This window comes from Prochlorococcus marinus str. NATL2A (assembly GCF_000012465.1).
In the GTDB taxonomy this organism is placed as follows: Bacteria; Cyanobacteriota; Cyanobacteriia; order PCC-6307; family Cyanobiaceae; genus Prochlorococcus_B; species Prochlorococcus_B marinus_B.
Genome location: NC_007335.2, coordinates 510,732 through 536,865, shown reverse-complemented (window position 1 = coordinate 536,865; position 26,134 = coordinate 510,732). Strand labels below are relative to the sequence as shown.

General features: G+C 36.9%; 28 protein-coding genes. 13 read left to right on the top strand and 15 right to left on the bottom strand.

The genetic code is table 11. The features are described 5' to 3' along the window. Positions 1–19: 19 nt before the first annotated feature. Positions 20–331, bottom strand: coding sequence for a BMC domain-containing protein (locus PMN2A_RS02855; RefSeq protein ID WP_011130577.1), 312 nt, complete (start codon positions 329–331; stop codon positions 20–22). Between PMN2A_RS02855 and PMN2A_RS10260 the strand changes: the two genes are divergently transcribed. Both PMN2A_RS10260 and PMN2A_RS02850 read left to right on the top strand, forming a co-directional pair. Continuing rightward, the gene (locus PMN2A_RS10260) at positions 330–527 is read left to right on the top strand and encodes a hypothetical protein (protein ID WP_144043258.1); all 198 of its coding nucleotides are present in this window, start codon (positions 330–332) and stop codon (positions 525–527) included. The two genes, PMN2A_RS02855 and PMN2A_RS10260, sit on opposite strands and share 2 nt — an antisense overlap. A 161-nt stretch (positions 528–688) precedes the next feature. Next, the gene (locus tag PMN2A_RS02850; protein ID WP_011294509.1) at positions 689–1,279 is read left to right on the top strand and encodes a non-canonical purine NTP pyrophosphatase; all 591 of its coding nucleotides are present in this window, start codon (positions 689–691) and stop codon (positions 1,277–1,279) included. On the opposite strand, the gene PMN2A_RS02845 is transcribed toward PMN2A_RS02850, so the two are convergent. Continuing rightward, on the bottom strand, positions 1,276–2,052 hold the full coding sequence (locus tag PMN2A_RS02845; protein WP_011294508.1) for a hypothetical protein: 777 nt from the start codon (positions 2,050–2,052) through the stop codon (positions 1,276–1,278). The genes PMN2A_RS02850 and PMN2A_RS02845 overlap by 4 nt on opposite strands. 101 nt (positions 2,053–2,153) lie before the next feature. Here PMN2A_RS02845 and PMN2A_RS02840 point away from each other — a divergent pair, with 101 nt between their 5' ends. Then, complete coding sequence (locus tag PMN2A_RS02840; RefSeq protein WP_011294507.1) at positions 2,154–2,519, top strand: hypothetical protein; 366 nt, start codon at positions 2,154–2,156, stop codon at positions 2,517–2,519. 11 nt (positions 2,520–2,530) lie between these two features. Here the strand turns inward: PMN2A_RS02840 and PMN2A_RS02835 are convergent, their stop codons facing one another. Continuing rightward, positions 2,531–4,108 (bottom strand): ferredoxin:protochlorophyllide reductase (ATP-dependent) subunit B, encoded by a 1,578-nt coding sequence (locus PMN2A_RS02835; RefSeq protein ID WP_011294506.1) that lies wholly within the window; start codon positions 4,106–4,108, stop codon positions 2,531–2,533. Positions 4,109–4,112: 4 nt separating this feature from the next. Then, a complete protein-coding gene (locus PMN2A_RS02830) occupies positions 4,113–5,369 on the bottom strand; it encodes a ferredoxin:protochlorophyllide reductase (ATP-dependent) subunit N (RefSeq protein ID WP_011294505.1) in 1,257 nt (418 codons plus the stop codon). Between the two features lie 360 nt (positions 5,370–5,729). Between PMN2A_RS02830 and bchL the strand changes: the two genes are divergently transcribed. Further along, positions 5,730–6,620, top strand: coding sequence for a ferredoxin:protochlorophyllide reductase (ATP-dependent) iron-sulfur ATP-binding protein (gene bchL / locus PMN2A_RS02825; protein WP_011294504.1), 891 nt, complete (start codon positions 5,730–5,732; stop codon positions 6,618–6,620). A gap of 16 nt (positions 6,621–6,636) precedes the next feature. On the opposite strand, the gene PMN2A_RS02820 is transcribed toward bchL, so the two are convergent. Together PMN2A_RS02820 and PMN2A_RS02815 are read right to left on the bottom strand one after the other, a co-directional pair. Next, positions 6,637–7,650, bottom strand: coding sequence for a protochlorophyllide reductase (locus PMN2A_RS02820; RefSeq protein WP_011294503.1), 1,014 nt, complete (start codon positions 7,648–7,650; stop codon positions 6,637–6,639). A 68-nt stretch (positions 7,651–7,718) separates the two neighbouring features. Then, positions 7,719–8,123 carry a hypothetical protein gene (locus PMN2A_RS02815; RefSeq protein ID WP_011294502.1) on the bottom strand — a complete coding sequence of 135 codons (405 nt, stop codon included), beginning with the start codon at positions 8,121–8,123 and terminating at the stop codon, positions 7,719–7,721. Positions 8,124–8,281: 158 nt separating this feature from the next. On the opposite strand from PMN2A_RS02815, the gene PMN2A_RS02810 reads away from it, so the two are divergent. Next, complete coding sequence (locus PMN2A_RS02810) at positions 8,282–9,031, top strand: lipoate--protein ligase family protein (protein WP_011294501.1); 750 nt, start codon at positions 8,282–8,284, stop codon at positions 9,029–9,031. Positions 9,032–9,033: 2 nt separating this feature from the next. Here the strand turns inward: PMN2A_RS02810 and PMN2A_RS02805 are convergent, their stop codons facing one another. Further along, positions 9,034–10,263, bottom strand: a complete 1,230-nt coding sequence (locus PMN2A_RS02805; protein WP_041710944.1) for a site-2 protease family protein — start codon at positions 10,261–10,263, stop codon at positions 9,034–9,036. 63 nt (positions 10,264–10,326) lie between these two features. Between PMN2A_RS02805 and PMN2A_RS02800 the strand changes: the two genes are divergently transcribed. Beyond that, positions 10,327–11,001: a phosphoribosylanthranilate isomerase gene (locus PMN2A_RS02800; RefSeq protein WP_011294499.1), complete on the top strand. Its 675-nt coding sequence runs from the start codon at positions 10,327–10,329 to the stop codon at positions 10,999–11,001. Here the strand turns inward: PMN2A_RS02800 and PMN2A_RS02795 are convergent. From PMN2A_RS02795 to PMN2A_RS02775, 5 genes are all read right to left on the bottom strand, one after another. Continuing rightward, complete coding sequence (locus tag PMN2A_RS02795; RefSeq protein WP_041711152.1) at positions 10,998–11,705, bottom strand: SDR family oxidoreductase; 708 nt, start codon at positions 11,703–11,705, stop codon at positions 10,998–11,000. The genes PMN2A_RS02800 and PMN2A_RS02795 overlap by 4 nt on opposite strands. Before the next feature lie 26 nt (positions 11,706–11,731). After that, positions 11,732–12,721, bottom strand: coding sequence for an acetyl-CoA carboxylase carboxyltransferase subunit alpha (locus PMN2A_RS02790; protein WP_011294497.1), 990 nt, complete (start codon positions 12,719–12,721; stop codon positions 11,732–11,734). A gap of 20 nt (positions 12,722–12,741) precedes the next feature. Next, positions 12,742–13,782: a long-chain acyl-[acyl-carrier-protein] reductase gene (locus tag PMN2A_RS02785; RefSeq protein ID WP_011294496.1), complete on the bottom strand. Its 1,041-nt coding sequence runs from the start codon at positions 13,780–13,782 to the stop codon at positions 12,742–12,744. Between the two features lie 138 nt (positions 13,783–13,920). After that, positions 13,921–14,646, bottom strand: coding sequence for an aldehyde oxygenase (deformylating) (locus tag PMN2A_RS02780; protein ID WP_011294495.1), 726 nt, complete (start codon positions 14,644–14,646; stop codon positions 13,921–13,923). A 74-nt stretch (positions 14,647–14,720) separates the two neighbouring features. Then, positions 14,721–15,518: a creatininase family protein gene (locus PMN2A_RS02775; RefSeq protein WP_011294494.1), complete on the bottom strand. Its 798-nt coding sequence runs from the start codon at positions 15,516–15,518 to the stop codon at positions 14,721–14,723. A 102-nt stretch (positions 15,519–15,620) separates the two neighbouring features. On the opposite strand from PMN2A_RS02775, the gene PMN2A_RS02770 reads away from it, so the two are divergent. Beyond that, entirely contained in the window at positions 15,621–16,916 is a 1,296-nt protein-coding gene (locus PMN2A_RS02770) for a S1 RNA-binding domain-containing protein (protein WP_011294493.1), read from the top strand. 23 nt (positions 16,917–16,939) lie between these two features. Continuing rightward, positions 16,940–17,827 (top strand): Tab2/Atab2 family RNA-binding protein, encoded by an 888-nt coding sequence (locus PMN2A_RS02765; RefSeq protein ID WP_011294492.1) that lies wholly within the window; start codon positions 16,940–16,942, stop codon positions 17,825–17,827. A 297-nt stretch (positions 17,828–18,124) separates the two neighbouring features. Here the strand turns inward: PMN2A_RS02765 and PMN2A_RS02760 are convergent, their stop codons facing one another. From PMN2A_RS02760 to hemH, 3 genes are all read right to left on the bottom strand, one after another. Beyond that, the gene (locus PMN2A_RS02760; RefSeq protein WP_011294491.1) at positions 18,125–18,472 is read right to left on the bottom strand and encodes a hypothetical protein; all 348 of its coding nucleotides are present in this window, start codon (positions 18,470–18,472) and stop codon (positions 18,125–18,127) included. Positions 18,473–18,499: 27 nt separating this feature from the next. Further along, complete coding sequence (gene ilvB, locus PMN2A_RS02755) at positions 18,500–20,248, bottom strand: biosynthetic-type acetolactate synthase large subunit (RefSeq protein ID WP_011294490.1); 1,749 nt, start codon at positions 20,246–20,248, stop codon at positions 18,500–18,502. A gap of 145 nt (positions 20,249–20,393) precedes the next feature. Further along, the gene (hemH, locus tag PMN2A_RS02750; protein WP_011294489.1) at positions 20,394–21,569 is read right to left on the bottom strand and encodes a ferrochelatase; all 1,176 of its coding nucleotides are present in this window, start codon (positions 21,567–21,569) and stop codon (positions 20,394–20,396) included. 71 nt (positions 21,570–21,640) lie between these two features. Here hemH and PMN2A_RS02745 point away from each other — a divergent pair, with 71 nt between their 5' ends. From PMN2A_RS02745 to PMN2A_RS02725, 5 genes are all read left to right on the top strand, one after another. After that, complete coding sequence (locus tag PMN2A_RS02745; RefSeq protein WP_011294488.1) at positions 21,641–22,801, top strand: site-specific integrase; 1,161 nt, start codon at positions 21,641–21,643, stop codon at positions 22,799–22,801. Between the two features lie 82 nt (positions 22,802–22,883). Beyond that, positions 22,884–23,576: a cob(I)yrinic acid a,c-diamide adenosyltransferase gene (gene cobO / locus PMN2A_RS02740; protein WP_011294487.1), complete on the top strand. Its 693-nt coding sequence runs from the start codon at positions 22,884–22,886 to the stop codon at positions 23,574–23,576. A 97-nt stretch (positions 23,577–23,673) separates the two neighbouring features. Further along, positions 23,674–24,387 (top strand): UMP kinase, encoded by a 714-nt coding sequence (gene pyrH / locus PMN2A_RS02735; RefSeq protein WP_011294486.1) that lies wholly within the window; start codon positions 23,674–23,676, stop codon positions 24,385–24,387. Between the two features lie 68 nt (positions 24,388–24,455). After that, entirely contained in the window at positions 24,456–25,004 is a 549-nt protein-coding gene (gene frr / locus PMN2A_RS02730; protein WP_011294485.1) for a ribosome recycling factor, read from the top strand. Continuing rightward, complete coding sequence (locus PMN2A_RS02725; protein ID WP_011294484.1) at positions 25,001–26,131, top strand: NAD(P)/FAD-dependent oxidoreductase; 1,131 nt, start codon at positions 25,001–25,003, stop codon at positions 26,129–26,131. Before frr ends, PMN2A_RS02725 begins: the two co-directional genes overlap by 4 nt. Positions 26,132–26,134 lie beyond the last annotated feature (3 nt).

Below are 26,134 nucleotides of genomic sequence, written 5' to 3'. Positions count from 1 at the left end.
TCTTAGGACTTAGTCAAATTCAGTCCTTCTGACCTAAGAAGTTACCGTTGCCCAAAGCTGGCTCAACTTCACGATGAGGACGAGCAATAATGTGCGCTGCAACTAGTCCGTCACCTACACGCTCACAAGCATCTGCGCCTGCACGAACTGCTGCGTTTACAGCACCAGTTTCTCCGCGAACCAAAACTGTTACGTAACCACCACCAACAAACTCACGACCAATCAAGCGCACTTCTGCTGCCTTGGTCATAGCGTCAGCAGCTTCAATAGCTGGTACTAATCCGCGTGTCTCGATCATGCCGAGAGCAATACCCATTGTTTCGCTAGCCATGTCCTATTTCTGTAAAGGGATGGAATGTTCAGGAGGGACAATGGCCCGCCAAAGAGCAATTAGTCAAGGGGATTTTCTAATAGCGCTGATTACAGTTTCTAGTCCTATTCATAAGCTGAGCTTATCACCCTTGCTACGACAGTTGAGTAACACTGTTCGATCAACAGTCAGGACATACTCATATTGCATTGCGTAAACAAGTTCATGTAGTTATTTTTACTCACGAGACAGCCTCCTTGCTATGTCAGGGTTGGAATGTTCACCAAAAAACTGTCTCAAAATCATCTATAAAATTCAACGACTATTGTTTTTGACTTCTTCTTGTAAGACTATATAAGACTAGTTAAATTATTCGATTTGAAAAAACCACTAATAACCATTGCTAGTGGTAATCCCAAGAAGGTTGCTGAGATAGAGGCAATGCTTGGGCCGCTACCAATTGAAGTTAAAAAACAACCTAGTTCTTTAGATGTTGAAGAAACAGGAAAAACATATCTGGAGAATGCCATATTGAAAGCAAAAGCAGCAGCGGCATTGACTAACAGTTGGACTATTGCAGATGATTCTGGACTTGAAATTGATTCTCTTGGTAATGCTCCAGGTATCTTTTCTGCACGACTTGCTAATACAAATGAAAAAAAAATAGAAAAAATCCTAACTGCTCTCGGAGACAGTCCTTATAGAAGCGCAAAAGTTTGCAGCGTAATGGTTCTCTGCTCTAACAGTGGAGAGATAATCCAAAATACAATAGGAATTTGCTGGGGCGAAATTTTAAAAGAGCCTGCTTACCCCAATGGTGAATTTGAATCATTATTTTGGGTTCGTGAAACTAATTGCACTTATGGAGAATTAAATAATGCACAATTATCAAAACATGGAAGTAGAGGTAAAGCCGCCAGAGAATTAGCGCCTTACCTTTTGAAAGCTATAGGAATTAAAAATAATTAACTTCTATTGATTTGGTCAATAGATCTCATCGCCGCAGCCGCAGCCTCCTCAACATCTCCTTCTTTCCCAGCTAAAGTCAGTCTTCCAAAAGCACCAACTCCTTTCACATCAACGATTGTGATGTTTGATGCCTTCTCTGCTTCGTTCGCAGCCATCAAAACATATCCAGCTGGTTCAGTCTCAAGAATGAACATACTCATTCCAGATTGAATCATTGAGCCACGTCTATTTTGTCGATTGATCAAAACAGCATGGTCCGGAGTAATAGAGCGAATAACCTCAGTCCAAGTAACTTGCGGATCCGTTCTCCTATCAATTGTGCTACCTATGGCATCCAAAACGACATCGCCTGAATGCAGTACTGTGCTTTGATCTCGGTGATAAAGAGCAAGAGATCCAAATGCCCTTTCAACGATCATTTGCCCTAATCGAACGTTGCTGGCTTTTAGTGCGATATCTGTAACCCTATGCACAGCCATTCCAGGAGAAACCTCCATCCAAAGACAAGCATCACCGGGTATGGGTAAAAATCCTGAACTTGCAGTACCCATATAAGCAGCAAGTTGAGGTTGCAAAGAATCTAGAAATACATATGTTCTTAATTCAATTTGTTTTACATGACTTGCTTGACGAGCAACTAACGATTTTTCAGAATCAGTTGTTATTACTCTCTTTGGATCATCGACAAGATATTTATTAACCTCTGCACCAGTAATTCTTTGACTTCCTCCTGGTCGCCTCTCATTATTTTCAAATGTGGCGAATCTCGTCATGCGCGAGATACTACCTCAAAGATTGTCTTTTTAGCTAGCAATTGAGACTTGCATGCTGATTGTAAGCCGATAAATTCAAGATATATTGATTTTACGAAAGAATGTCTGCAACTCAGCCAAAGGATCCCAAAAACAATAACTCAAATGCTGAAATCAATCCGGAGCAAGCGCTAGGTTTAGTCTCGTTAGGTCTTATGCAAAAATTGTCTGACAAAGGACTTGCCGACTTGAATTGGTTAAAAGAAGACGAAAAATGTGATACGTATGAGCTGCGTCAAAGACTTGAACTAACTTCTCTAGCTCTAGAAACAGGTGCTCCACTAAGCACAACAGAAGTATCAAAACTTTTGGGCGTTAGGCCAGGCTCCTCAAAAGTTGAGAGAGGTGGTCTAATTGCTAAGAAGTTATCAAGAAATGTTTGGAGATTAATCAAATCAAGCCAAGAAAGTTCTCATTGGCGTAATTAGAAGGACCAAATTTAGGCTTTATAATGAGCCTTAGCGTCATATAGAGTTTCTTCGTTGATTTCTCTACATCCAGCTTGGCGAGCATAATTCTCTGTATTTCTTCTTACCTTACCTCTTACAAAAAATGGGATTTTCGAAAGTTCTTTTTCACCTTCATGTGTCCAGATAGGGTCGCTATCTGTAATTACTGAATCTTGTAAGTTTGTTTTTATAGCCTCTTTATTTGTATTTTGAGTTCCTTTTCCACCTAAATGTCCTAGATGACTTTGGTGGCCATCAACAAATTCGAAGTCATGCTTAAACATTCCAATTAAATGTTCCTCCAGTCCCATCATTAATGGATGAACCCAGTCATCAAAAATGACATTTGCACCCTCCCATCCCATTTGAGGGCTATATCGAGCAGGTACATCCTGCACATGCATTGGTGTACTGATCACAGCGCATGGGATACCAAGTCTTTTTGCACTATGTCGCTCCATTTGTGTGCCAAGGACTAGTTCTGGAGATGTTTCTTTTATCGCATCTTCTACTTCTAAGTAGTCATTGGTTATCAATGCCTCTAAACCAAGTGCCTTAGCGGCTGGACGAACTTTCCTAGCCATTTCTCGACTATAAGTTCCTAGACCTACAACTTTAAAACCAAGCTCCTCATTAGCAATTCTTGCTGCAGCAAGAGCGTGTGTTCCGTCTCCAAAAATAAAGACTCTTTTACCTGTTAGGTAATTCGAATCCACTGAATTCGAGTACCAGGTTAATTTCGAATTATTAGATTCGTTTACTGATTGAGGGATTTCCATCTCTAACACTTTGTGTAATTCCTTAAGAAAATCCTGAGTAGCCCCAACACCAAGCGGAACTGTTGTTGTAAAAGGAATATTTAAATTTCTTTCAAGCCAAATACAAGTTGATTCCGCTATTTCTGGATAAAGGCAAACATTTACATCAGCATTGGGGATTCGCAATATATCTGCAGGTGATGCTCCTAGTGGCGCCACAACATTGACGTCTATCCCGTACTGACCAAGTAGTTTTTGTATTTCCAAAACATCATCCCTACATCTAAATCCAAGCAAAGTTGGACCAAGTAGATTTACCCTCGGTCTTCTTTTTTCTTCCTGCCACGTATGCTTGGATTCATTCGAGTGGTCTTTGAGTAAAGTTCTTACGATTTGATAAAAGGTCTCAGATCCACCCCAGTTTTCCTTTTTGCTATAGGCCGGTAATTCGAGGCTGACAATTGGGATATCAAAACCCATACCTTTTGCTAGTGATCCGGGCTGATCTTGAATTAATTCAGCTGTACAACTTTCTCCTACCAAAAGAGTCTCTGGCTTAAATCTGTCTACGGCTTCTTTTATATGTCCTTTTACAAGTTCTGCTGTATCACCTCCTAAATCTCTAGCTTGAAAAGTTGTATAAGTTACAGGTGGTCTACTTCCGCGGCGTTCAATCATCGTAAAAAGAAGGTCAGCGTAAGTATCCCCTTGAGGAGCATGTAAAACATAATGTAATTTTTTCATAGACGTAGCAATCCTCATCGCTCCGATATGAGGAGGTCCTTCGTATGTCCAGAGAGTTAATTCCATGAAATTAATTTGATGTAAGTGTTTTAGGATTTAAAATGTCATGCCTGCGAAGTGGCCTTGAGAACAATTCTGCGAGATCAGAAGCTTGATCAATCCCGTGAATTGGGCTGAAAACCATTTCAATCGACCATTTAGTTGATATCCCTTCTGCTTCGAGTGGATTAGCAAGCCCCATTCCACAAACAACTAGATCTGGCGAACTATCTCTTACTCTGTCTAATTGCCTCTCAACATGCTGTCCCTCAACGATACGACAATCGGGTGGTAGCAAGTCTATTTCTGCTTTCATTAAATCTCTATTTAAGTAAGGCGTTCCTATTTCAATAATCTCCATTCCACACTCGTTACTTAGAAATCTGGCGAGAGGTATTTCTAACTGAGATTCGGGCAAAAGAAACAGTTTCTTTCCAGAAAGTTTCTCTACATGGGGGATCAAGGCTTGCTTTGCCCTAGATATCAATGGATTTAATATTGAATCAACTAGAGATTTCTCTATTCCAAATGAATCCGCAGCAGCCTGAATCCATAAGGTACTTCCCGTGACACCTAAGGGAAAGGGAGCTTCAATTATTTCAGCACCTTTATTTTTCAACTCTCTTGCCGTATCAGTTAAATATGGCTGAGTAAGTAGGACTTTAGTCTCCGGGCCAATTGAAGGTAATTCAGTTGACTGCCTGGGTGGAAAACTTTCTACTTTGTCTATGCCAAGTCGATTAAAAATACTAGTAAGCCGATCCTCTACAGCATTTGCAAGAGTACCTACTAAAAGCAATTTCTTTTGATCACTCTTCGGCATCAATGGGATCAATGCTTTTAAAGCTCCATCTTCGCCTTGAGTGAAAGTTGTTTCAATTCCACTACCCGAATAATTCAATACTGTTACTTGACCTTTAAGTTCAATATTCAGATTTTCGGCAACTCTTGAAAGATCTATTTTTATTACTTCGCTTGGGCATGAACCAACTAGAAAAAGAGTTTTTATTTCCGGACGTCTTGCTAAAAGATTTTTAACTACTCTGTTTAACTCGTCATGAGCATCAGCTAATCCTGCCAAATCTCTTTCTTCCAAAATGGCTGTGCCAAAACGCGGCTCAGCAAAAATCATCACACCAGCTGCACTTTGAATCAGATGGGCACAGGTTCTAGAACCCACAACCAGAAAGAAAGCATCAGGCATTCTCCTATGGAGCCAAACAATAGATGTTAGGCCGCAAAAAACCTCTCTTGGACCAGATTCCTTAAGGAGCGTTGCACCGCTCATAGAAATAAATTCGATACATGTATATATTCAAATTGCATCCAAAAAGGGTAAAGCGTCAACAAACACTTAATCTCTTTCGTATTTAGTTACTTTTTAGTTACCTAATATCTGCCTACGGTGACTTTTGTGCTCCCAACAGTTAGCAGCCCTTAGTGCCCACAACACATTTGAAAGCTAATTCACTATCCAATACGCAGGTTAAAGGCATGAGTAAAAATACGCATATGTGCTGTTCAATATATATATGTTTTCATTTGAAGACATATATTTAATGCCAAATGTATCGAATTCGCTAAACATTTCCTAAAGAGATATTTGACTGCAAGAATATAAATAAGGACTTTCGAAAGAAAAAGATTAATGACTTCGACAATAACTCGTAAGGAGGATGGTGAAGGTAGCGTTCAGGTAAAACAAGACCCGAAAGCACAAATTCAGGAAGGAGCACTGGTTATTGCTGTTTATGGCAAAGGAGGTATTGGTAAATCAACTACTTCTTCTAATTTGTCTGCCGCATTTTCAAAGCTTGGAAAGAAAGTACTTCAAATTGGTTGTGATCCAAAGCATGACAGCACTTTTACCCTTACGCACAAAATGGTGCCTACCGTTATAGATATTCTTGAAGAAGTAGATTTTCATAGTGAAGAACTAAGACCTGAAGACTTTATGTTTAAAGGTTTCAATGGGGTTATGTGCGTTGAGAGTGGTGGACCACCAGCGGGAACTGGCTGTGGTGGTTATGTCACAGGTCAAACGGTCAAACTATTAAAAGAGCATCATCTTTTAGAAGATACTGATGTAGTTATATTTGATGTTCTTGGTGACGTTGTATGCGGTGGCTTCGCAGCTCCATTGCAACACGCAAATTATTGTCTAATTGTTACCGCAAATGATTTTGATTCTATTTTCGCAATGAATCGCATCGTCGCAGCAATAAACGCTAAAGCAAAAAATTACAAAGTTCGTCTAGGAGGTGTCATAGCGAACCGATCTGCTGAATTAGATCAGATAGAGAAATTCAATGAAAGAACAGGTCTTAAGACCATGGCTCATTTCCGTAACGTAGATGCCATACGCAGATCAAGACTCAAAAAGTGCACAATTTTCGAGATGGATTCGGAAGAGGAAGGCGTAGTGGAAGTACAAAATGAGTATCTTTCATTAGCCCAGAAAATGATAGATAACGTTGAGCCATTAGAGGCAGAACCCTTAAAAGACCGTGAAATATTTGATCTATTGGGCTTTGATTAAAGAGCTAGTTCAAGAATTATTTCAGCCCAACTAATCGCATAGACAATTCCCAAACTTTTCTAGAGGTCACTGGATCAGTGACTCGATCAGACAATTCTTGTGAAAATTGTTGTCTATCCTTGCGTTGTCTATTACCCCAACTCCAATGAACTCCAGAAATAGCAAATTGAGGGTCTGAAACAACTTGGGCGACTCTATCGCCAGCCAGTGCTTCACTTACGAAACCTCCTGTTATTAATTTCTGAAACCATGGAAACAACCACTGAAATAGTTTAGGAGTGTTTCTAAATAATCTAGTATTAGCTACACATCCTGGATATAGAGAACTAAAAAGAATTGGAGAAGAATTAAATCGCCTATGTAATTCTTGGGTTGTAATCATATTGCATAACTTACTGTCTTTATAGGCTTTCCCTGGTTTAAAACGTTTTCCACTAGCCATTGAGATGGGATCGCAAAAACCTTCTTCAAAACCAGATAGATTTCCCAGATCAGCAGGAGCTGGTATTGGTATTTTCCCGCCAAGTTCTTTATTGTTAGCAGTTACTGTTCCTAAGATAACCACTCTAGATGATTCCACCCCCCAAGATCTTCCCTTCCAAACTGGTCTTGAAGACTTACTAAGATTTTCCAATAGCATCTGAATTAATAAAAAGTGCCCAAAATGATTCGTTGCCATTGATATTTCATATCCCTGTGGAGATCTCAAAGGTTTTTTTAAACGCGGAAGATATACAGCAGCATTACAAACCAAAGCATCCAATGGCTTTTCCAAATCTTCTAGAAGACTTTTAGCCCCATTACGTACGCTATCCAAGTCGCCAAGATCAATTTGTATATGTTTAAGTTGTCTTGGACTATTGGTAGGTAATCCAACTGCGGATGCAGACGCTTCAGCTCTCAAAGAACATCTATTAGCAGTAATAACTCTCCACCCCCTCTCAACCAAAGACTTTGTGGCATATAACCCAACTCCTGATGTTGTTCCAGTAATCAATACAGTTCCTGGTGCCGCTTGTACTAGAGCCATATTCCTTAATAAAAACTATCTAAATCAATTTTCAAACACAAATCTAAACCTAAGAGAAGCAAAGTTAATCATCGCCAGATAACTCTGACACTATTTGGAGTAATCCACTGATCTTGCTCCTTAAAAAAACTTTGTTCTCCACCATTAGTAAACATTTCATCAAAACGCAGTCTTAACTTGTGAAGTTTTTTTGATTCTTTTTCTAATAAATATGACAACTCTAGATTTCTATTCACACGTTGATGAGAAGCAAGTCCTAAGTTCACGAGGCTGGTTGCAAACACAATAAATAATCCAAACTTCAAAATTAATCCCACATTGCTATATAAAAGCTCCCGCCTAACTGCTTCTTTCTGGAATTCAGAAACTTGAGTAAAAGCATCGATTTTTTCATTTACAGAAGGATTTCTTTTATTAATTTTTTTTGAACGTTTCCTTCTGAACGGCTCTTCAATTCGTTGAGGTTGTCCCAAAATTAAATTAGAAAGTCCTAATTTTTTTCATGGTAACTTAATTAATAATGGAATCAATTATTTGACTTCTTCCAATGCATTTATAAATTCAAAAGACAATAAATTTGGGGGGTATATAAATAACCTAACTTTTTTATGACGAATAACTAAAAATCAAAATGAACAAACTAGAAGAAGTCCTTTATTTAAACCCTCTTGAATTAAGTGGTCCAGAGCAAATGGCAATTGATCTCTTCCTATTAGAAAAGTCATTAGCTGAAAACAATTTTAATATGGCAGTACGTTTTTATACGTGGGATGGAGACTGGCTATCGATTGGAAAAAATCAAAAAGAACTCCCAAAAAAATGGATTGAACTTTTAAAAAATGAACAGTTAAAAATTGTAAGAAGACCTAGTGGAGGGAAAGCTGTTCTTCATAGCAGAGGACTCACTTACGCTCTTATATGGAAATATCCACCAAGGAATAAAAAAGAATCATATTTAAAGACAACTGAATGGCTAAAAGATGGTATTAAAAAAGCTGGAGTGGATTTATTTTATGGTAATCAGCCTGTGAATATATCCAATAGTAATTGTTTTTCGACTTCAACATTAGCTGACCTAGTTGATCAAGATAAAAACAAACATATTGGAAGTGCTCAGTACTGGAGAAATGGTCACTTACTTCAGCATGGAGAGATCTTAATGGAACCGTCAAAACAGTTATGGCAAAAAGTTTTTAATGCAGATCCACCCAAGATAAAAAATGAAATTAAAGATAAAGATAAAATTATAAATTTTCTAAAAGATTCGTTAGGGAAAACATGGCCTAATTCACAGATATTTACATATACATTAAATCAAAAAGACAAAGAAATAATAAAACGTTTTGCTATAAATAAATTTAAAAAAATAAATAATTATTAATCCTAGATCAAGTCACTTGAATCCATTGATTGTGCAATATTAGGTAAATTTAATCCCAGTGGATAAATATTTTCTTTTCTTGCAATTTTAATTAATTGGTCTGGAAGATTTAATCCGATTTTTTTAAGTACTGCTTTACCTAAATCTACTCTATCTAAAGTTCCAAGAGGAAGACCAGAAAATGATAGTACAAGTAGTCTTCCATCTTTTGTTTTTTCTATTTTTAATATTGCTTTCCATAATGATTCTTTTTCACTAATAGATGGCAATTCATTTATTGGTTGTGAGAATTCATAAAGAAATTTTTTATCCCAGTTTTGTACAGAAATATTCTTCAAGATTTTTTCATTTACATAACCGACCCATCTCCCTTCTCTACACAAAAGGATCCATACTTCATTGGAAAAATTATCTTTATTAAATGAACTATATTTAGATAAAACTTTCACAGGCAAATCATCCTCTAGGACCCTAAATGAACGACTACAAACCTGATTAACATATAATTCAGATAATATCTTTTGTATTTGAATAATTTGGCTCTGTGATTTAGATGAAGAAAAAACAAATAAACCAATAATAGAAAAGCAAATGGAAAGATAGAAGTTGCCCCTAAGCAAACTTAAAATACCAATAAAAATAGCAAGAAAAGAAATTAATCTTGCAGAGCCAATAGCCACTTTAATCCCTGCTCTTTTACTCCCCGTAAAGTACCAAATTAAAGATTTTAATATTACGCCACCATCTAGAGGCATTATCGGAAGTAAATTAAATACACCTATTAAAAGGTTGAGGCTACCAACCTGCTTAAATAAATTAGAGAGAATAAAATTTGATACTGATAAATTATTACTTAATAAAATCATTAAAAAAGCTAATAAAAGACTAACAACAGGACCTGAAATAGCGATTTTCAAACTTCCTTTTGAAGTCGGACATTCCTTTTCAAGACTTGCCATACCTCCAAGAAAAAAAAGTGTTATGTCTCTAACTTTTAGACCCTCTCCAATTGCTACAAAAGAATGAGCCAATTCATGCAATAAAACAGATAAAAACAAAAGAGAAGAGGTAGATGCACCAATCACCCATCCATTCCAAATAGATGCTTGACCATTCAAAAGCGTCTCGAACTGATCTTTAGCTGACAAAGTAAAATACAAGAAAACCAAAAACCAACTTGGATGGATCCTCAAAGGGATACCTCTGATTTTCAAAACTTCCCAACTACCCAAACTTAAATGCCTCCAAGCTCACAATAAAATCCATTTCAATCAATCCTAATAAAAGTTCTGGTAATGATCAGAAAATCTTCTTCTAAAAAGTCAACAGCAATAAAAATTTGTGGCCTAACAAAGACTTCGCAAGCACGATCGATAGCGGAATTAAAAATAAATGCTATTGGCGTTATTGGCGTTAAAAATTCACCTCGTTTTGTACCTGAAGAAGAATGCATGAAAATTTTTAATGAAGTAGAAAAAGTTTCTTCAAGTATTGAGAAAGTATTAGTAATCGCAAATGCAAAATTAGAGGAGGTCAAATGTATAAATAACAGATCAACCCCACCATCAGTAATCCAATTGCATGGGAATGAATCAGTTGATTATTGTCGAGAATTAAAGAATGAATTTCCAGGAATTAAAATATGGAAAGCCTTCAGGTTAAAAGCTATTAATGATTTAGAAAATATAAGTCAATATGAAAAGAATATTGATGCTATTCTCATAGATGCTTGGGATAAAAAATCACTTGGAGGCACTGGGAATAGAGTCCCAATAGAATTACTACTTAATAAAACTTTTAAAGCTCCTTGGATCTTAGCTGGTGGAATATCTGCTGAAATAATTCCTGAAATTTTTTCTAAACTTAGACCTGATGGTATTGATGCATCTAGTCGACTAGAGATATCTCCAGGTATTAAAGACATTAAGAAAGTTGCATCTCTTGTTCGCGAAATAAGAGAACAAGATTAAAAGGCTCCGGCAGATGGCATCAAAGTTACATCCTCGATAATTTGATTAGTTGGTTGACTAGCAAGATGTAAAAGTTCACATGCAACTTGATCAACTGAAAGCATCGAATCTCTATCAAATTGCATCCCAACGCTATCAGAATCCCAAAGAGATGAATTTACCGATCCAAGAGTAAGTGTGCATGCTCGTATTAAATTCTTACGTTCTTCTTCTGCTAAGGATTTGGTAAAACTTGCTAGAGCTGCTTTGGAAACACAATAGGCTCCCCATTGTGGAAAAATATTTCGAGAAGCATGACTACTAACGTTGATAACTAATCCTCCTTTATTTCTCATTAAAGGAACCACCTCAGAGCAAACCTGAAAGATGCTGGTGAGATTCATTTGCATGATCCATTCCCATTTTTCAAGGGGCATTGATAAAAGATCTCCAGTCCAAGCAACTCCAGCATTATTAATTAGAACTGAGGGAATCAAACCATTATTCATTAATTCAACTATTCCCTTAGATATATTTTTAGGATTACTTAGATCAATAGATTTGTAGAAAACCTTAACTTTTTTGTTATCAATTTCTTCTACAAGTCTTGCTAGAGCTTCTTCAGACCTAGCTAGAAGTAGTAAGTCCCATCCAGAATCAGCAAAAGCTTTAGCAGTTGCTCTCCCAATTCCTCTAGAAGCGCCCGTAATTAATACTGTTGACAAGAAAGTTAAAAGCAAACACTAAAACTTTAAACTGAAATTTCACTTTCGATAGACTGAGATTCCAAATATTTTCCCATTTTTCTAAATTTGGAATATCTATTGTTTCTCAATTCATCAGGGGATAAAGCCAACAATTCGGATAAATGCTTCTCAAGGGCATTTTTCAAAGTATCTCCAGCCTGAAGCGGGGCCCAATTATTCCCCCCAGAAGGCTCTTTTAGTACCTCGTCAACAATTCCTAACTTCATAAGATCAGGTCCAGTAATTTTTAATGCTGATGCTGCTTCCGGAGCCTTGCCAGCATCCCTCCATAGAATCGAAGCACAAGCTTCAGGGCTTGCAACTGTGTAAACACTATGTTCAAACATAAGTAACCTGTCTGCGACGCCTATCCCCAATGCGCCACCAGAGCCACCTTCCCCTATTACAGTTGCAATTATTGGAACTTTAAGCCTAAACATTTCTCGTAGATTCACTGCGATTGCCTCTCCTTGTCCTTGTTCTTCTGCTATGAGCCCTGCATAAGCTCCAGGAGTATCTATGAAAGAAATTATTGGAAGATTAAAGCGATCGGCATGGTCCATCAGCCTCAAAGCCTTTCTGTAGCCTCCAGGTTTTGCCATGCCAAAGTTTCTTGCAACATTCTCTTTTGTATCTCTACCTTTTTGTTGTCCAATTAAAAGGACGGATTTTTCACCTATTCGAGCTAACCCTCCTATTAGAGCTTGATCATCAGTTCCGTTCCTGTCTCCATGTAATTCAACCCAATCATCACAAAACATCTGTATGTAATCGAGTGTGCTAGGCCTTTGGGGGTGCCTAGCTACTTGAATCTTCTGAGCTGGAGTAAGTGCATTAAATATTTCTTCTCGCCTTCGTGCTGCAAGTGTTTCTAATTGCAAAAGTTGCTGACTTACATCAACTTCTGAATCTCTTGCTAATTCTCTGATTTGATCAATCTGATTCTCTAATTCAACAAGAGGTTTTTCAAATTCGAGGAGAAAACGTCTAGCCATAAAAAAAAGTAACCAAATGTTCAGACGGTTAATGTCTGAATATTTGATTTCAAACCAACAGCCGAAAACCCGTGCCTTTCAGAAGCCTTGCCGATGAAATCCATCTTTTCCAACGTTATATTATTTCTTCCCCAACTGAAGTTGGTATGACAATTCTCGAATTCAAGAAGCATTGCTTCAGCAAAACAAGCAAACATTTCTCTTTTAGGATTTTCCATCTCAGCCAATTCCATCATGCTCCAACCAATATCTTTGAAAAATTGAACTATTCCTCCTTTTAATACGTGTATTCCAGGTCCTGAAAACTTCTCACCCAAGTTTTTAGGGTATCCACCATCAATCATTAAACAAGGTCTTTTAATTTTAGATGGGTCAATTTCTAAGGTTTTAGGCATGCTTGCAACCCAAATAACAATATCTGCTTCTGGTAAAGCATCATCAAGACTAAGAATTCTTCCTCCTCCAAGTTGAGATTGAAGTTCAAGTAAAGGCTTTTGCTGTCTGGCTACTAAAAGGAGTTCAGAAACACCAGTTCGATTGGAAAGCCACCTACAAACAGCACTGCCAATGTCACCAGTAGCGCCAACAACAGCTACTTTTGATTTACTCAAATCAATTCCTATTCGAGGTGCATTTTGCTCTAGCTGCCTACATATCACCCAAGCTGTATGAGTATTACCAGTGGTAAACCTTTGCCAATCAAGAGTCGTATTTCTAACTTGTTGATTTTGGAGCAAATTAAAATTCTCAAAAATTATTGATGTAAAGCCACCTAGAGCAGTGATACTGATCTCTTTCTTTTGCGCCAACTCCATTGCATTCAAAACCTTTCTTCTTGCAGTTTTGAAGCGACTTAGCATCTCTGGAACAAAGCATGAGTCTATATATGCTCCCTCAATAGTCTTTCCGATCGCACTGACAACTTTCACATTCTCAACCAACTGAGGAGGTGCAGTACACCATACGTCCAAATCCCCTTGAGCGATATGGTCATACCCCAAGCCTAATGCCTTTCGCTTGGCATCTTCAAAACTTGTTGAATGTCCAATTAGACCAAACATTTGGCACCAAGCAAGATCAAAATTGAAACTAAATATTTATCCAAGTTTGAAGATTAGACCACCACGGTCACAAAAAAAAGAATTCCTCAAGAACTTTAAGTTCTTGAGGAATAACGAAAGATGCAAAATATTAAATCCTTATATCACCGCTGCAAGAGCCATTCTTGCAATTTCTCTATTATCAAGACCTATTTCAAGAAGGGAATCTTGATAAGCAATCATAAATTCCTCCATTAACTCTTCTTTATCCATATGAAGGACTTCGGCGTCGTTTGAAACTTCATCGAGCATGGACTTTATAAGAGGCAAGTTTTCCTTATTAGCCCTCATAAGATCTTTCTTAACTGTCTCTAGATTGGCCTTAAGCCATTCTTGACCATAGTTCAAATGCAAGTATTCATCTTGGACAACACCCTCTGTGATTCTTTTGGCGAATGGATCAGCAACACGTATATAAACGTGATATGCGGATATTGCAAAAGATTCAATCAAGATGCATTGAATTAGGAGACAGGTAGTCGTATCTCCTACTTTGAAAGCCTCTAAAAAATTATTATGGAGTTTTGAGAAAAAGGTCTTTGCAAAAGGCATATCAGGCTTTACAGCAAGATTTCTCCCGCAAGCACAAAAACCATTCATATGCTTTTTCTCCATCTTCCCTAGCCTCACAAGCTCATCTGCATGTTCAGGAATCAATTTAGCGAGATCAAGAAAATTAGAATAAGCTTCTTGCTCCCCTTCAATTACAACTGCATTGATTCTGCTGTAAGCATCTTTGTAAGATTCTGAGGTGAAATCTGGAAGAGAGTTAGAACTTAGCTCTTCTTTTTCTACGGTTAAATTGTTGGATGCAAAAGCTTGCATAGATCTATTAGAAATTTGTCAATCTGAGTGATCTTACAGAATTTAATCCAAAACGGTAGTTCAGTTACCACATCTTAACTGCTAGAAACAGGCCTTTCTGACCTAATTGGCGGCCAATCACTCTCCAAAAGGCTTGTAAATAGGGCAATCCAATGATCTACTAGTGCATTTTCTAAAGCGGCACCCAATTCAGAATTTGAAGAACTTGCATCGCCAATAACTCCAGATGAGCTCAAATCTTCTGTCAACCATGCGCACGGTGATGCTCCTTCAAGGCTCCACCCTTTTGGGGTAGTAACTATTTGTTTATCTACATTCTTTATTTCTAAGTAAGAATCATTTCGTACCAAATCTCTAGCCATGTGCAACATAAGACTTGTTTCCGCTAATGCCGCATGAAGTCCCTCCTCAACCTCTTTTTCAGGTAAAAGTTGATCTAATCCTGGGACACCACTCCAAAGGAAACAAGGCAATACAGCTATTGAAGGACATTGAATTCTCAACTGCCTTGAAACCGCCTGGAGCAGACCAATTTGCCCACCATGAGCGTTAAAAAAAACTAATCTATTAAATCCCATAGAGGCTATTTGCTGGCCAACATCAGTAACCATTGAAATCAAAACATCAGCTGATAGGGACAAAGTTCCTGGGAAAGCTTGATGTTCAGGAGAAAAACCAATCGATTGAGATGGCATCATCCATATCGGCATATTTTCTGGCAACCTATTAAGAGTCTTGATTAAAATATTTTCAGCAAAAAAAGTATCAGTAATCAAAGGTAAATGTGGTCCATGTTGTTCACATGCACCAAAGGGCCAAACCAATGTAGATCCATTCTCTGAAGCGGCTTTAGAGGCCTCAGGCCATGTCAAATGCTCAAATCGGCGAGTTTGAAAAATGATAGAAATCTCCTAATAATTAAAAAACAACTTACCCTTGGCTGTAAGAATGTTTCACTTATTACCAAGGGTATTATGGCCGGGTCAGATCCTCAGCCTAAAAAAGCAACTCCCCAAAGGCCGGCAATAAATGCACCTCGCAAGCCATTGCAGGTTATGCATATCAGTCGAAAGCCTGAAGAAGAAATAATCAATGAAGAATCATCTGAGAAAGAATTCTCCGAGCAACCTAAGGATAGAAGATTTGCTGAAAAGGTTCTAGCTCCAAAAGAAATTTCTTACTTAAAGAAAGCACCTGAACAACAAAATTCAATCGGGAAAGACTCTAGCGATGATTTCCAGTCAGAGACAATGGAAGATCTTCTAAGATCTGAGAATAATACTAACTATAAAAATAATATTGAAGCCTTCGATGATCAAAATATTTTTGAACAAAAAAGTAGAACAGTTGATGAATTTGATTTTGATGAAGACGAATTCTTAGCAGCCTTAGAAGAAAACCAACCAATCGGGACAACTGGAGAAATTGCAAAAGGTTCAGTTATTGCAGTTGAAAGTGATGGTATTTATGTAGACATAGGGGGTAAAGCTCCTGGATTCATGCCGAAAAATGAATGTGGTCTAGGTGTAATTACAAATTTAAAAGAGCGTTTCCCAAAAGGGTTAAAAGTCGAAGTTCTTGTTACTAGAGAACAAAATGCAGATGGGATGGTAACAATCAGTTGTAGGGCGTTAGAACTAAGAAAAAGCTGGGACAAAGTTCAAAATCTTGCAAAAGAAGGAAAAGTTATTCGAGTTAAAATAAATGGTTTTAACCGTGGGGGTGTTACTTGCGACTTCGAAGGTTTAAGAGGTTTTATTCCTAGATCTCAGCTTGAAGATGGAGAAAATCATCAATCTCTTGTTTCAAAAACAATTAGTACTGCTTTTTTAGAGGTAAATCCAGAGAGGCGAAAACTTGTTCTCTCCGAAAAGAAAGCTGCAATTGCTTCAAGATTTTCAGAATTAGAAATTGGACAACTAATCGAGGGCGAAATCTTAACAATAAAACCTTATGGTTTTTTTGTTGATTTGAGGGGTGTAAGTGGATTGTTGCATCATTCAATGGTAACTAATGGAAGCATGAGAAGCCTTAGAGAAGTTTTTCAACCAGGTGAATCCATCAAAGCTTTGATAACTGATTTAGATCCCTCTAGAGGACGAATTGGATTAAATACAGCTCTTTTAGAGGGCCCTCCAGGAGAACTTATTACTGATAAGACAAAAGTTATGGAAGAGGCAAATGAGAGAGCGATTAAAGCGCGAAATAGCTTGAATAAAGAAAAAGTTGATCCTCAAAAGGAAAAGGAAGACATCAACTTATCCTCATAACTTTACATTGAAGAAAAAAAATTGTGATTGCATCAAAAAAACCTAATTTAAAAAAAACAGACTGGGAAATAGATTTTTATTCCCGCCCAATAATTGATGAAAATGGAAAAAAAAGATGGGAATTATTAATTACATCTACAAATAATTTCAAAGACAAGAAAACATTTAAATGGGAAAAGATATGTCCAGCATCAAGTGTTAATTCAATTTGGTTAAAAGATGCATTTGATGAAGCCATTGATGAAGCTTATTTACAAGGTTGGGATAAACCATCAGTTATTCGATGTTGGCGATCCTCTATGAAAACAATGATAAAACGTGCAGCAGATCAAATAGGAATTGAACTTATTTCTAGCAGAAGAACATATTCATTATTGGAGTGGCTTATTGAAAGAGAAAGGAGTTTCTATCCTCAGCAAAAAGGGTATACCGGCGTTAATCTTGCTCCTCCTTCAAACCCAATTACAAACCAAGCCATCCCTTTACCAGAGGAAGTAAGAGGTGAATCATGGAGCTTTGCTTCCTTATCTCTAAATACACTTAGAGAGGCTGATGAATGGGAAATAGAGTTTTCTAATTTAATTCCCATAAAAGATTCAATTAATGAAAATATATCTATTCCAGGTATTAGGCTTTTTAGCCCAAAAAGATCCTTGGCACTTGCAGCTTGGCTAGGGGGACTTGAACCAGCAAAGCTTTTAATAGAAGGTACTCAAATAATTCTAGAGGCAGGGCAAGCTGACAGATGGTTAGTAACTGATGTCGAAGAAGAAGCTAAAAAAGTTATTGAAAATAATTTTCTAAATACAAAATTATATGCAGATGGACTTCAATTTATTTCAGTTCAAAAAAGTCCTGAAGAAAATTCTCTACATGGGTTTTGGATGCTAAAAGATATTGAAGAGTATTAACAATTTCCTCTAAAAATAGATTTCAAATATAGTTTTTGGATTAAACAGATAGCAATAAATAAAAATATAAATCCTTAAGGATATTGAATTTATTAATCTGATCTGTTACAAGAAAATAATTTGATTTTTGCCATAGGAGCTTCTACAAAAGGAGATAAATATGAAATCAATATACATAGATTTTGTACATACTCATATACAAAACTATTTAATACTTATAGGAGTAAATAAAGCTAATTAATGAAAATAGAGTTTCATTAATTCATAGTCATTTTCATCTAGAAGTTTACAATTTATTTAACATTTATTTGTTGCTAATCCTTCATTTATATATTTCTCAGTTATGTCGATTTCACTATCAAAAGGAATAACTTTGGCAACTAGAACACCATTTACTGATCCTTTAGGTTTTAAATTTACTTTTGTATGTCTGGGTAGTTGTTTTTTGAGCCACTTAAGAGATTCTTCTTCTAAATCAGGAGTGATTTCTGTACATGCTAATTTCACAGTGTAGGTACGATTATGATCTCCGATTAGCAAAACAGACGAACTAGTCACTTGTAAAATTTCAGCGGCATCAACTCCCGAATGAAACCAAAAAAGAGAAGCTAATAATATTAAAATCTTTGTAAAAAATTTATTCATAAAACGTTTTTAACTTATTTCTTTATCTTATATGCCAACCATTTCAGCATTACTTTTCCCGGGTGGCACCATAGGGTAACAATTTTCACCTTTTCTTACATTTACGTTAACAAGAACTGGTCCTTCATTTTCCAATGCTTTTTGGAGTTGAGGAATTAGGTTTTCTCTTTCTGAAATTACTATACCCTCAATTCCAAAAGCCTTAGATAGCGAAATAAAGTCAGGCTCCCCAACAGACATGTTAGATGCCGAATATCGTTCATCGTAAAAACTTTCTTGCCATTGCCTAACCATCCCTTGCCAATGATTATTGATGATAATTACTTTTAAATTCAACTTATATTGAGCAATAGTTCCAAGCTCCTGAATATTCATGAGGATACTTGCATCACCGGCGATACAAATTACTTTCTCCTTAGGCAAAGCAACTTTGACTCCCATTGCAGCGGGCATTCCAAAGCCCATTGTCCCAAGTCCGGCACTGCTAATCCATTGTCTTGGTCCATTTAACAAGTACTGAGCAGCCCACATCTGATGTTGTCCAACATCAGTTGTAATGTAAGCATCTTGAGCCAAATCTCTCAACGCAATTAAAACTTCCTGTGGATAAATTTCTCCTTCTTTAGGGGGAGTTATCAAAGGAAAATTATTTTTCCAGTTTTTAATTTTGTTAAGCCATTGAGAAGTTCTTGGATTTGTTTTCCTTTGGTTGCTGAGATCTAATAATTTAACAAGGCTAATTCCAACATCACCTAATACAGAAACTTCAACAACTCTATTTTTATTTATTTCAGCAGGATCAATCTCAAAATGAATTACTTTTGCTTTAGGAGCAAAAGTATCTAATTTACCTGTAACTCTGTCGTCAAATCTTGCTCCAATGGCAATCAACAAATCACATTCAGTCACAGCAAAGTTGGCATAAGCTGTTCCATGCATACCAAGCATTCCAACTGATAAAGGATCACGTTCATCAAAAGCGCCTTTGCCCATTAAAGTTGTTGTTACAGGTATTTGATATCTATTAGCAATCGCAGCCAGAGTTTCATGTGCCCCCGAAGAAATAACACCGCCGCCAACGTAAAGGAGTGGTTGCTCAGCATTTTCAATTAGATCTAAGGCTGAACTTATGGCTTTATGTTCTGGCGCGAATGGTAGTTCAAACCCTAGTGGCTTTATTGAACCAGGCTCAACAGGAACATATTTAAACATCTCTTGTCCAACATCTTTCGGTATGTCAATCAAAACAGGGCCTGGTCTACCCGACGAAGCGATGAGAAAGGCTTGTGCTACAACTTTTGCAATTTCAGAGGGATCTCTTACGACCCATGAATGTTTAACAATTGGAAGTGTTATTCCAAAAATATCTGTTTCTTGAAAAGCATCAGTTCCAATAGCAGGTCTAGGAACTTGCCCTGTTATGACGACAAGAGGTACAGAATCCATCTGAGCGGTTGCTATTCCTGTGACTAGATTCGTAGCGCCTGGACCTGATGTGCCAAAACAAACCCCAACTTTCCCCGTCGCTCTAGCAAAACCATCTGCAGCATGAGTTCCACCTTGTTCATGTCGAACAAGAATGTGTTTTAACCATCCCTCTTGCTCCGCTTTAAAAACCGCGTCATATATTGGGAGGATTGCTCCGCCAGGATAACCAAAAATAGTATCGACTCCATGCCTACGAAGAGAATCCATCAAGGCATCAGCTCCTGACATCTCATATTGAGTTTGTGTCCCTGAATCTTCTATTTGATTAGGCGTAGAAGTCAGGGTCACGGCAGAAGAAAATCTAAACTAACAATAAATCTTAGTATGCATAATTTCAATTCAACTAAATTAAGCAAAGATTTAATTAAATTCTCTAAGTTTTAACAGCAAGTTGATTATCAAACTAATCAACACAAATAGTTATTTTAATTCTTTAGAGCAATCCTATTTGGTGTAAAGGACCACCACCAATTATTAATTCCATCAAAAAGCTAAGAAACACAATCATTGCAACTCTTCCATTCCAAACTTCAGAGCTGTTATTCCAACCCCATTGCCATTTCTCTTGAGGATAAAGTTTTACTCTTTCTGGCAATTTTGATGCTTCCTCTAAACTAATTCCCTCGCCGTTTAAGCAAGAAGAAACTAGATCGGCCAATCCTTCAATAAACAACGGATAGACATCAAGAGCTGGAACTCTTTTAAAATTAACAATTCCATTTTTCTGAGCAATTTCTTTGTACTCGATATCAATCTCTTGGAGAGTTTCAATATGCTCACTCACAAAACTTATTGGGACCACGACAAGTTCCTTAACACCTGATTTTCCTAATTTTTCTAATACTTCTTCGGTATATGGTTTGAGCCACTCTTCTGGGCCTACTCTGCTTTGATAAGCGAGTGAAAATGAATTGGTGAATCCAAGCGAATTTTCAAGCTGGTCAATAATCAAAAGTGAACAGTTCTGTATTTGATCTTGATATGGATCACCGGCTTCTTCTACATAGCTTTTAGGAACACCATGTGCAGTAAAAAAAACGTGGGACTCTTGGGGTAAATCACAAGCTAAGATTTGCTTCTTTATTAATTCAGCCATTGAAGAGACATAGGCTGGATGATCAAACCAGCTTCGGATACAACGAATTGATAATTCTGCAAACTCATCGTCACCATCTTTTAACCTTTTCAATTCTCTAAAGCTGGATCCACTTGTACTTATAGAAAAATGGGGATAAAGAGGTAAAACAACAACTTCGCTAACACCGTCAGCCTTCATATCCGCTACAGCTGACTCAGTAAATGGATGCCAATACCTCATTGCGACATATGTTGTAGCGTCTATTCCTATATTTCTTAGATAGCTTTGGAGTTCTCTTGCCTGTTGCTCGGTAATACGACGCAAAGGTGATCCACCTCCAATTGATCTATAAGCCTCTTGTGATTTACTACTTCTTAATAAGCTTATAAGCCAAGCCAGAGGTTTTTGAAAAGCACGCACTGGTAAACGAATTATCTCTGGATCAGAAAATAAATTATACAAAAATGGTCCCACGTCCTTAATCCTCTCAGGACCTCCGAGATTTAATAAGAGGACACCAACCCGAGCCATTTTAGAAAAAACTCCTTATAAAAGGATATACAAACCCTTATCAAAGTAAAGCTAACTAAATTTACAGGATCATGGACGAGAATCAAAAGTTACTAGATATCAACCATGACCTTGAATCAAAGGGAATCAATCTAAGAATTGAGAAAAGGGGTAAAGTTTTAAACATTCGTGGTTCTTTGCCAGATAAAAAATCTCATAATCTTTCTAAAGTTCAAAGAATAAGTCTGAAACTTCCACACGACATTAACGGTCTAGAAGAGGCTAGAAAAGCTATAGAATTGATAGATTTTCAACTTAAAAAAAATCAATTTTGTTGGTCTAATTGGATTAAAGAGAAAGCTCTCTCATCAACAAAGACTAATAAAACCGTAATAAGCAATGAAATAGAAAGTTTTAAAAGACAATTTTTTTCTGATACATCCAGGAGCAAATCATCAGCCGGAATGATCAGCACTTGGCAGTCTGCTTACAAACCCTATTTGAACAGATTAATTGCAGTAAGTCATAAATCTACTCTTAAATTAAGCGAGGAGCTCCTAGTGAAAATCCTTTTAAGTTACAGAGAAAATTCAAGGAGCAGGCAACAATGTGGAATTGCTTTAAGTGCTTTAGCTAGGCACCTTAAAGTAGAGCTACCCAAGAACTGGAAGCAACTTCAAAGTGGTTATGGAATACACGAATCAAATTTCAGAGAGTTACCTAGTGATAAAGAAATTATTAATAGCTTTCAATTAATACCAAATCCAAAATGGAGATTTGTTTATGCGTTAATGGCAACTTATGGGCTTAGAAATCATGAAGTCTTTTTTAGTGACTTATCTTGTTTAAAAAAAGGTGGGGATAAAATACTCCGGGTTTTCCCAAATACGAAGACAGGAGAGCATCAAGTTTGGCCATTTCATCCTGAATGGGTTGCTTTATTTGAGCTAGGGAACATAACTGATACTTCAGATTTACTCCCAGATATTAAAACAGATCTAAAAGAGACAACTCTTCAACATATAGGAAGAAGAGTATCTGAGCAATTTAGAAGATATGAAATATCTTTTACCCCCTATGATTTAAGACATGCATGGGCAGTTAGGACCATCTTAATAGGCCTACCAAATACTGTAGCTGCAAAAATGATGGGACACTCAGTGTCAATACATACAAAAACCTATCATCATTGGATAACAAGAAGAGATCAGCAAATTGCAGTCGATAGTGCTCTATCTAGAGTCAAATATTAACAAGAAGAATAATTAATATTTATAGCTATATCTTTTTTTGAAAATTATTCTTTTATTAACTTATTTAATTTAAGCCAAGGAAATGAAAAATAAAATCACTAAAGAGGATTCAAGACTTAATAAGCTAGATAAGAGTGCAGAAAGAATCGGAATGGGTGGTAATTTAATACCAAATATGACCGAAGAAAAATATAAAGAACGAATGCAAAAGAGAAAAGAAGTTCAAACACAAAGATTAAAAGAAAGAAAAAAAGAAAAAGGTCTAATAATAGTTAATACAGGTCAAGGTAAAGGTAAAACTACAGCTGCTCTTGGTATGGGATTAAGAACTATTGGTCATAACCACAATGTTGCAATAATTCAATTTATCAAAGGTGGATGGGAACCAGGTGAGTCATTAGCTTTCAAAATATTTGGGGATAAGTTAAAGTTTCATGCATGTGGGGAAGGGTTCACGTGGGAAACACAAGATAGAAATAGAGATATAAATTTAGTCAAGTCAAGCTGGAGAAAGGCGGTCTCATATATTAAAGACCCAAATTATAAACTTATAATTTTAGACGAGATCATTGTTGCAATAAAACTTGGATATATTGATGAAGATGAAATTATAAATGGTATAAATTTGCGTCCAGAACTTACACATATAGTCTTGACTGGAAGAGGAGCCTCAGAAAAATTAATCAATTCAGCTGATCTTGTGACAGAAATGAAATTAATCCACCACCCCTTTAGAGAGCAGGGAATAAAAGCACAAGAAGGAATTGAATATTAATCTATAGTCCTAAGAATATTTCCATCGCAAGGGATCCAATACAGATTTCAAGACGTTCACCCAGGACTTGCTACTGTCAAATTGTTATGAATTTTTAATGACATACTCTAGAGCACTAATAAAACTCAGTGGTGAAGCTCTTATGGGAGATAAACCTTATGGGATTGATCCTGAAATTGTTCAATCAATTGCCAAGGATGTTTCAAAAGTGGTTGAAAATGGCACGCAAATAGCAATTGTTGTTGGCGGCGGAAATATTTTTAGAGGTTTAAAAGGATCAGCGGCAGGAATGGATAGAGCCACGGCTGACTATGTAGGGATGCTTGCAACCGTAATGAATGCAATTACACTTCAAGATGGATTAGAAAGAGCTGGAGTACCTACAAGAGTTCAATCTGCTATTGACATGCAACAGATTGCAGAACCGTACATAAGAAGAAGAGCAATAAGACATCTTGAAAAAGGAAGAGTAGTAGTTTTTGGAGGTGGTTGCGGCAATCCATTTTTTACAACTGATACCACTGCTGCACTTAGGGCCGCTGAAATTAACGCCGAAGTTGTTTTCAAAGCTACGAAAGTTGATGGGGTTTACGATCGAGATCCAAAAAAATTCACTGATGCTGTCAAATATGACAATCTCACCTTTCAAGATGTATTGGCTAACGAAATAGGAGTAATGGATAGCACTGCTATCGCTCTTTGCAAAGATAATAAAATCCCAATAGTTGTATTTAATATTTTCCAACCTGGGAATATTGCTAAAGCAATTTCTGGTGAACCAATTGGATCAAGAATTTCTAATTCAAGTTAAAATTAAACTTTTTAAGCTTTTTAAGCTTTTTAAACTTTTAAAAATCAATTCGCAATAACTTTATCTGAATGTCAAATCAAGAGCTAAAAACCACAATGAGCAAATCTATAGAGGCAGCTCAGAGGAATTTCAATACCATCAGGACGGGGAGGGCAAATACATCTTTATTAGACAGAATATCAGTTGAATACTACGGGGCTGAAACTCCATTAAAATCTCTCGCAACTATCACTACCCCTGACTCTCAAACGATAGCAATTCAACCCTTCGACTTAGGCTCATTAGCTTCAATCGAAAAAGCAATTGCAACAAGTGATCTAGGTTTTACGCCAAATAATGATGGCAAGATAATTCGTATAAATGTTCCACCATTGACTGAAGAGCGTAGAAAAGAATTTTGCAAACTCGCATCCAAGTATGCAGAGGAAGGAAAAGTTGCCTTAAGAAATATACGCCGTGAAGCAATAGATAGAGTCAAAAAATCTGAAAAGGATGGTGATCTTTCAGAAGATCAAAGCAGAGATGAACAAGAAACAATTCAGAAAGAGACGGACAATTTTATTAAAGATATTGAAAAAAAACTTTCAGAAAAAGAAGCTGAGATTTTAAAAGTTTGACCCTCATAGATGTTGCCATTATTGGAGGGGGAGCATCAGGTACTACTACAGCATTTCATCTGGCTAGTAATAGTAAAAAGGTATGTATTCTTGAAAAAAATATTTTTTCTTCAGAGAGAATTTGCGGGGGTGGAATGTCTGCTGCAGTGCAAAACTGGTTTCCTTTTAAACTTTTACCAATAGTTGATGAAGTAATAACAAATGTAGAGTTTAGTTGGTGCAATACCGACAAGGTAGTCGCTGAGCTCTCGGGATCTTCTCCCTTTTGGATAGTTAAACGTGAAAAACTTGATTCATTCTTATTAGATCAAGCACTAAATTCTGGTTGTAATTTATTGACTACTTTTAAGGTAGTCGATATAAAAAAAAAATCTAATGTCTGGCATATTACCGCTCTTGATGGGAGACAAATAGAGGCAAGAGCAGTTGTTATTGCTGATGGTTCTCAATCGCCATGGCCTAAAACTTTTAATTTAGGTCCAACTCAACAGAAATTTGCCTCCACTTTCTCAGGGAGAATTAAAAGGAGGGGAAATTTAAGGAATGAAACTGCTAGATTTGAATTTGGTCTAGTAAAAAATGGATTTGCATGGGCCTTTCCATTAGACAATGAAGTAAATATTGGGATGGGAACTTTCCTAGATAATAAGAATTCACTTCCAGTTAATGAAATACTTAAATCATTTCTTCCTGATTTATGTTTTGATCCTTCTGAAGTAATTGGTCATGAAAAAAAATTAAGGATATGGAATGGCCACTGTAAATTAAACGGAGAAGGAATTCTCTTGGTTGGCGATGCCGCCTCATTATGTGATCCCTTTTTAGCGGAAGGATTAAGGCCCGCTTTGATGAGTGGATTTGAAGCTGCAAAAAGCCTTATTTATTGGCTAGATGGAGAAGTGAATTGTTTAGACGCATATACAAATACGATGCAAATAAACTGGGGGAATTCGATGGCTTGGGGTAAAAGAATTTCTCAAGTTTTTTATCGTTTTCCCAAAGTCGGATACCAATTAGGTGTAAAAAGGCCTACTGCTCCAAAAAGAATTGCACAAATTCTTTCAGGTGAGATGAGTTATGAAGACATTGCAAAAAGAGTAATCAAGCGATTACTCTTTCAAAATTAAAGC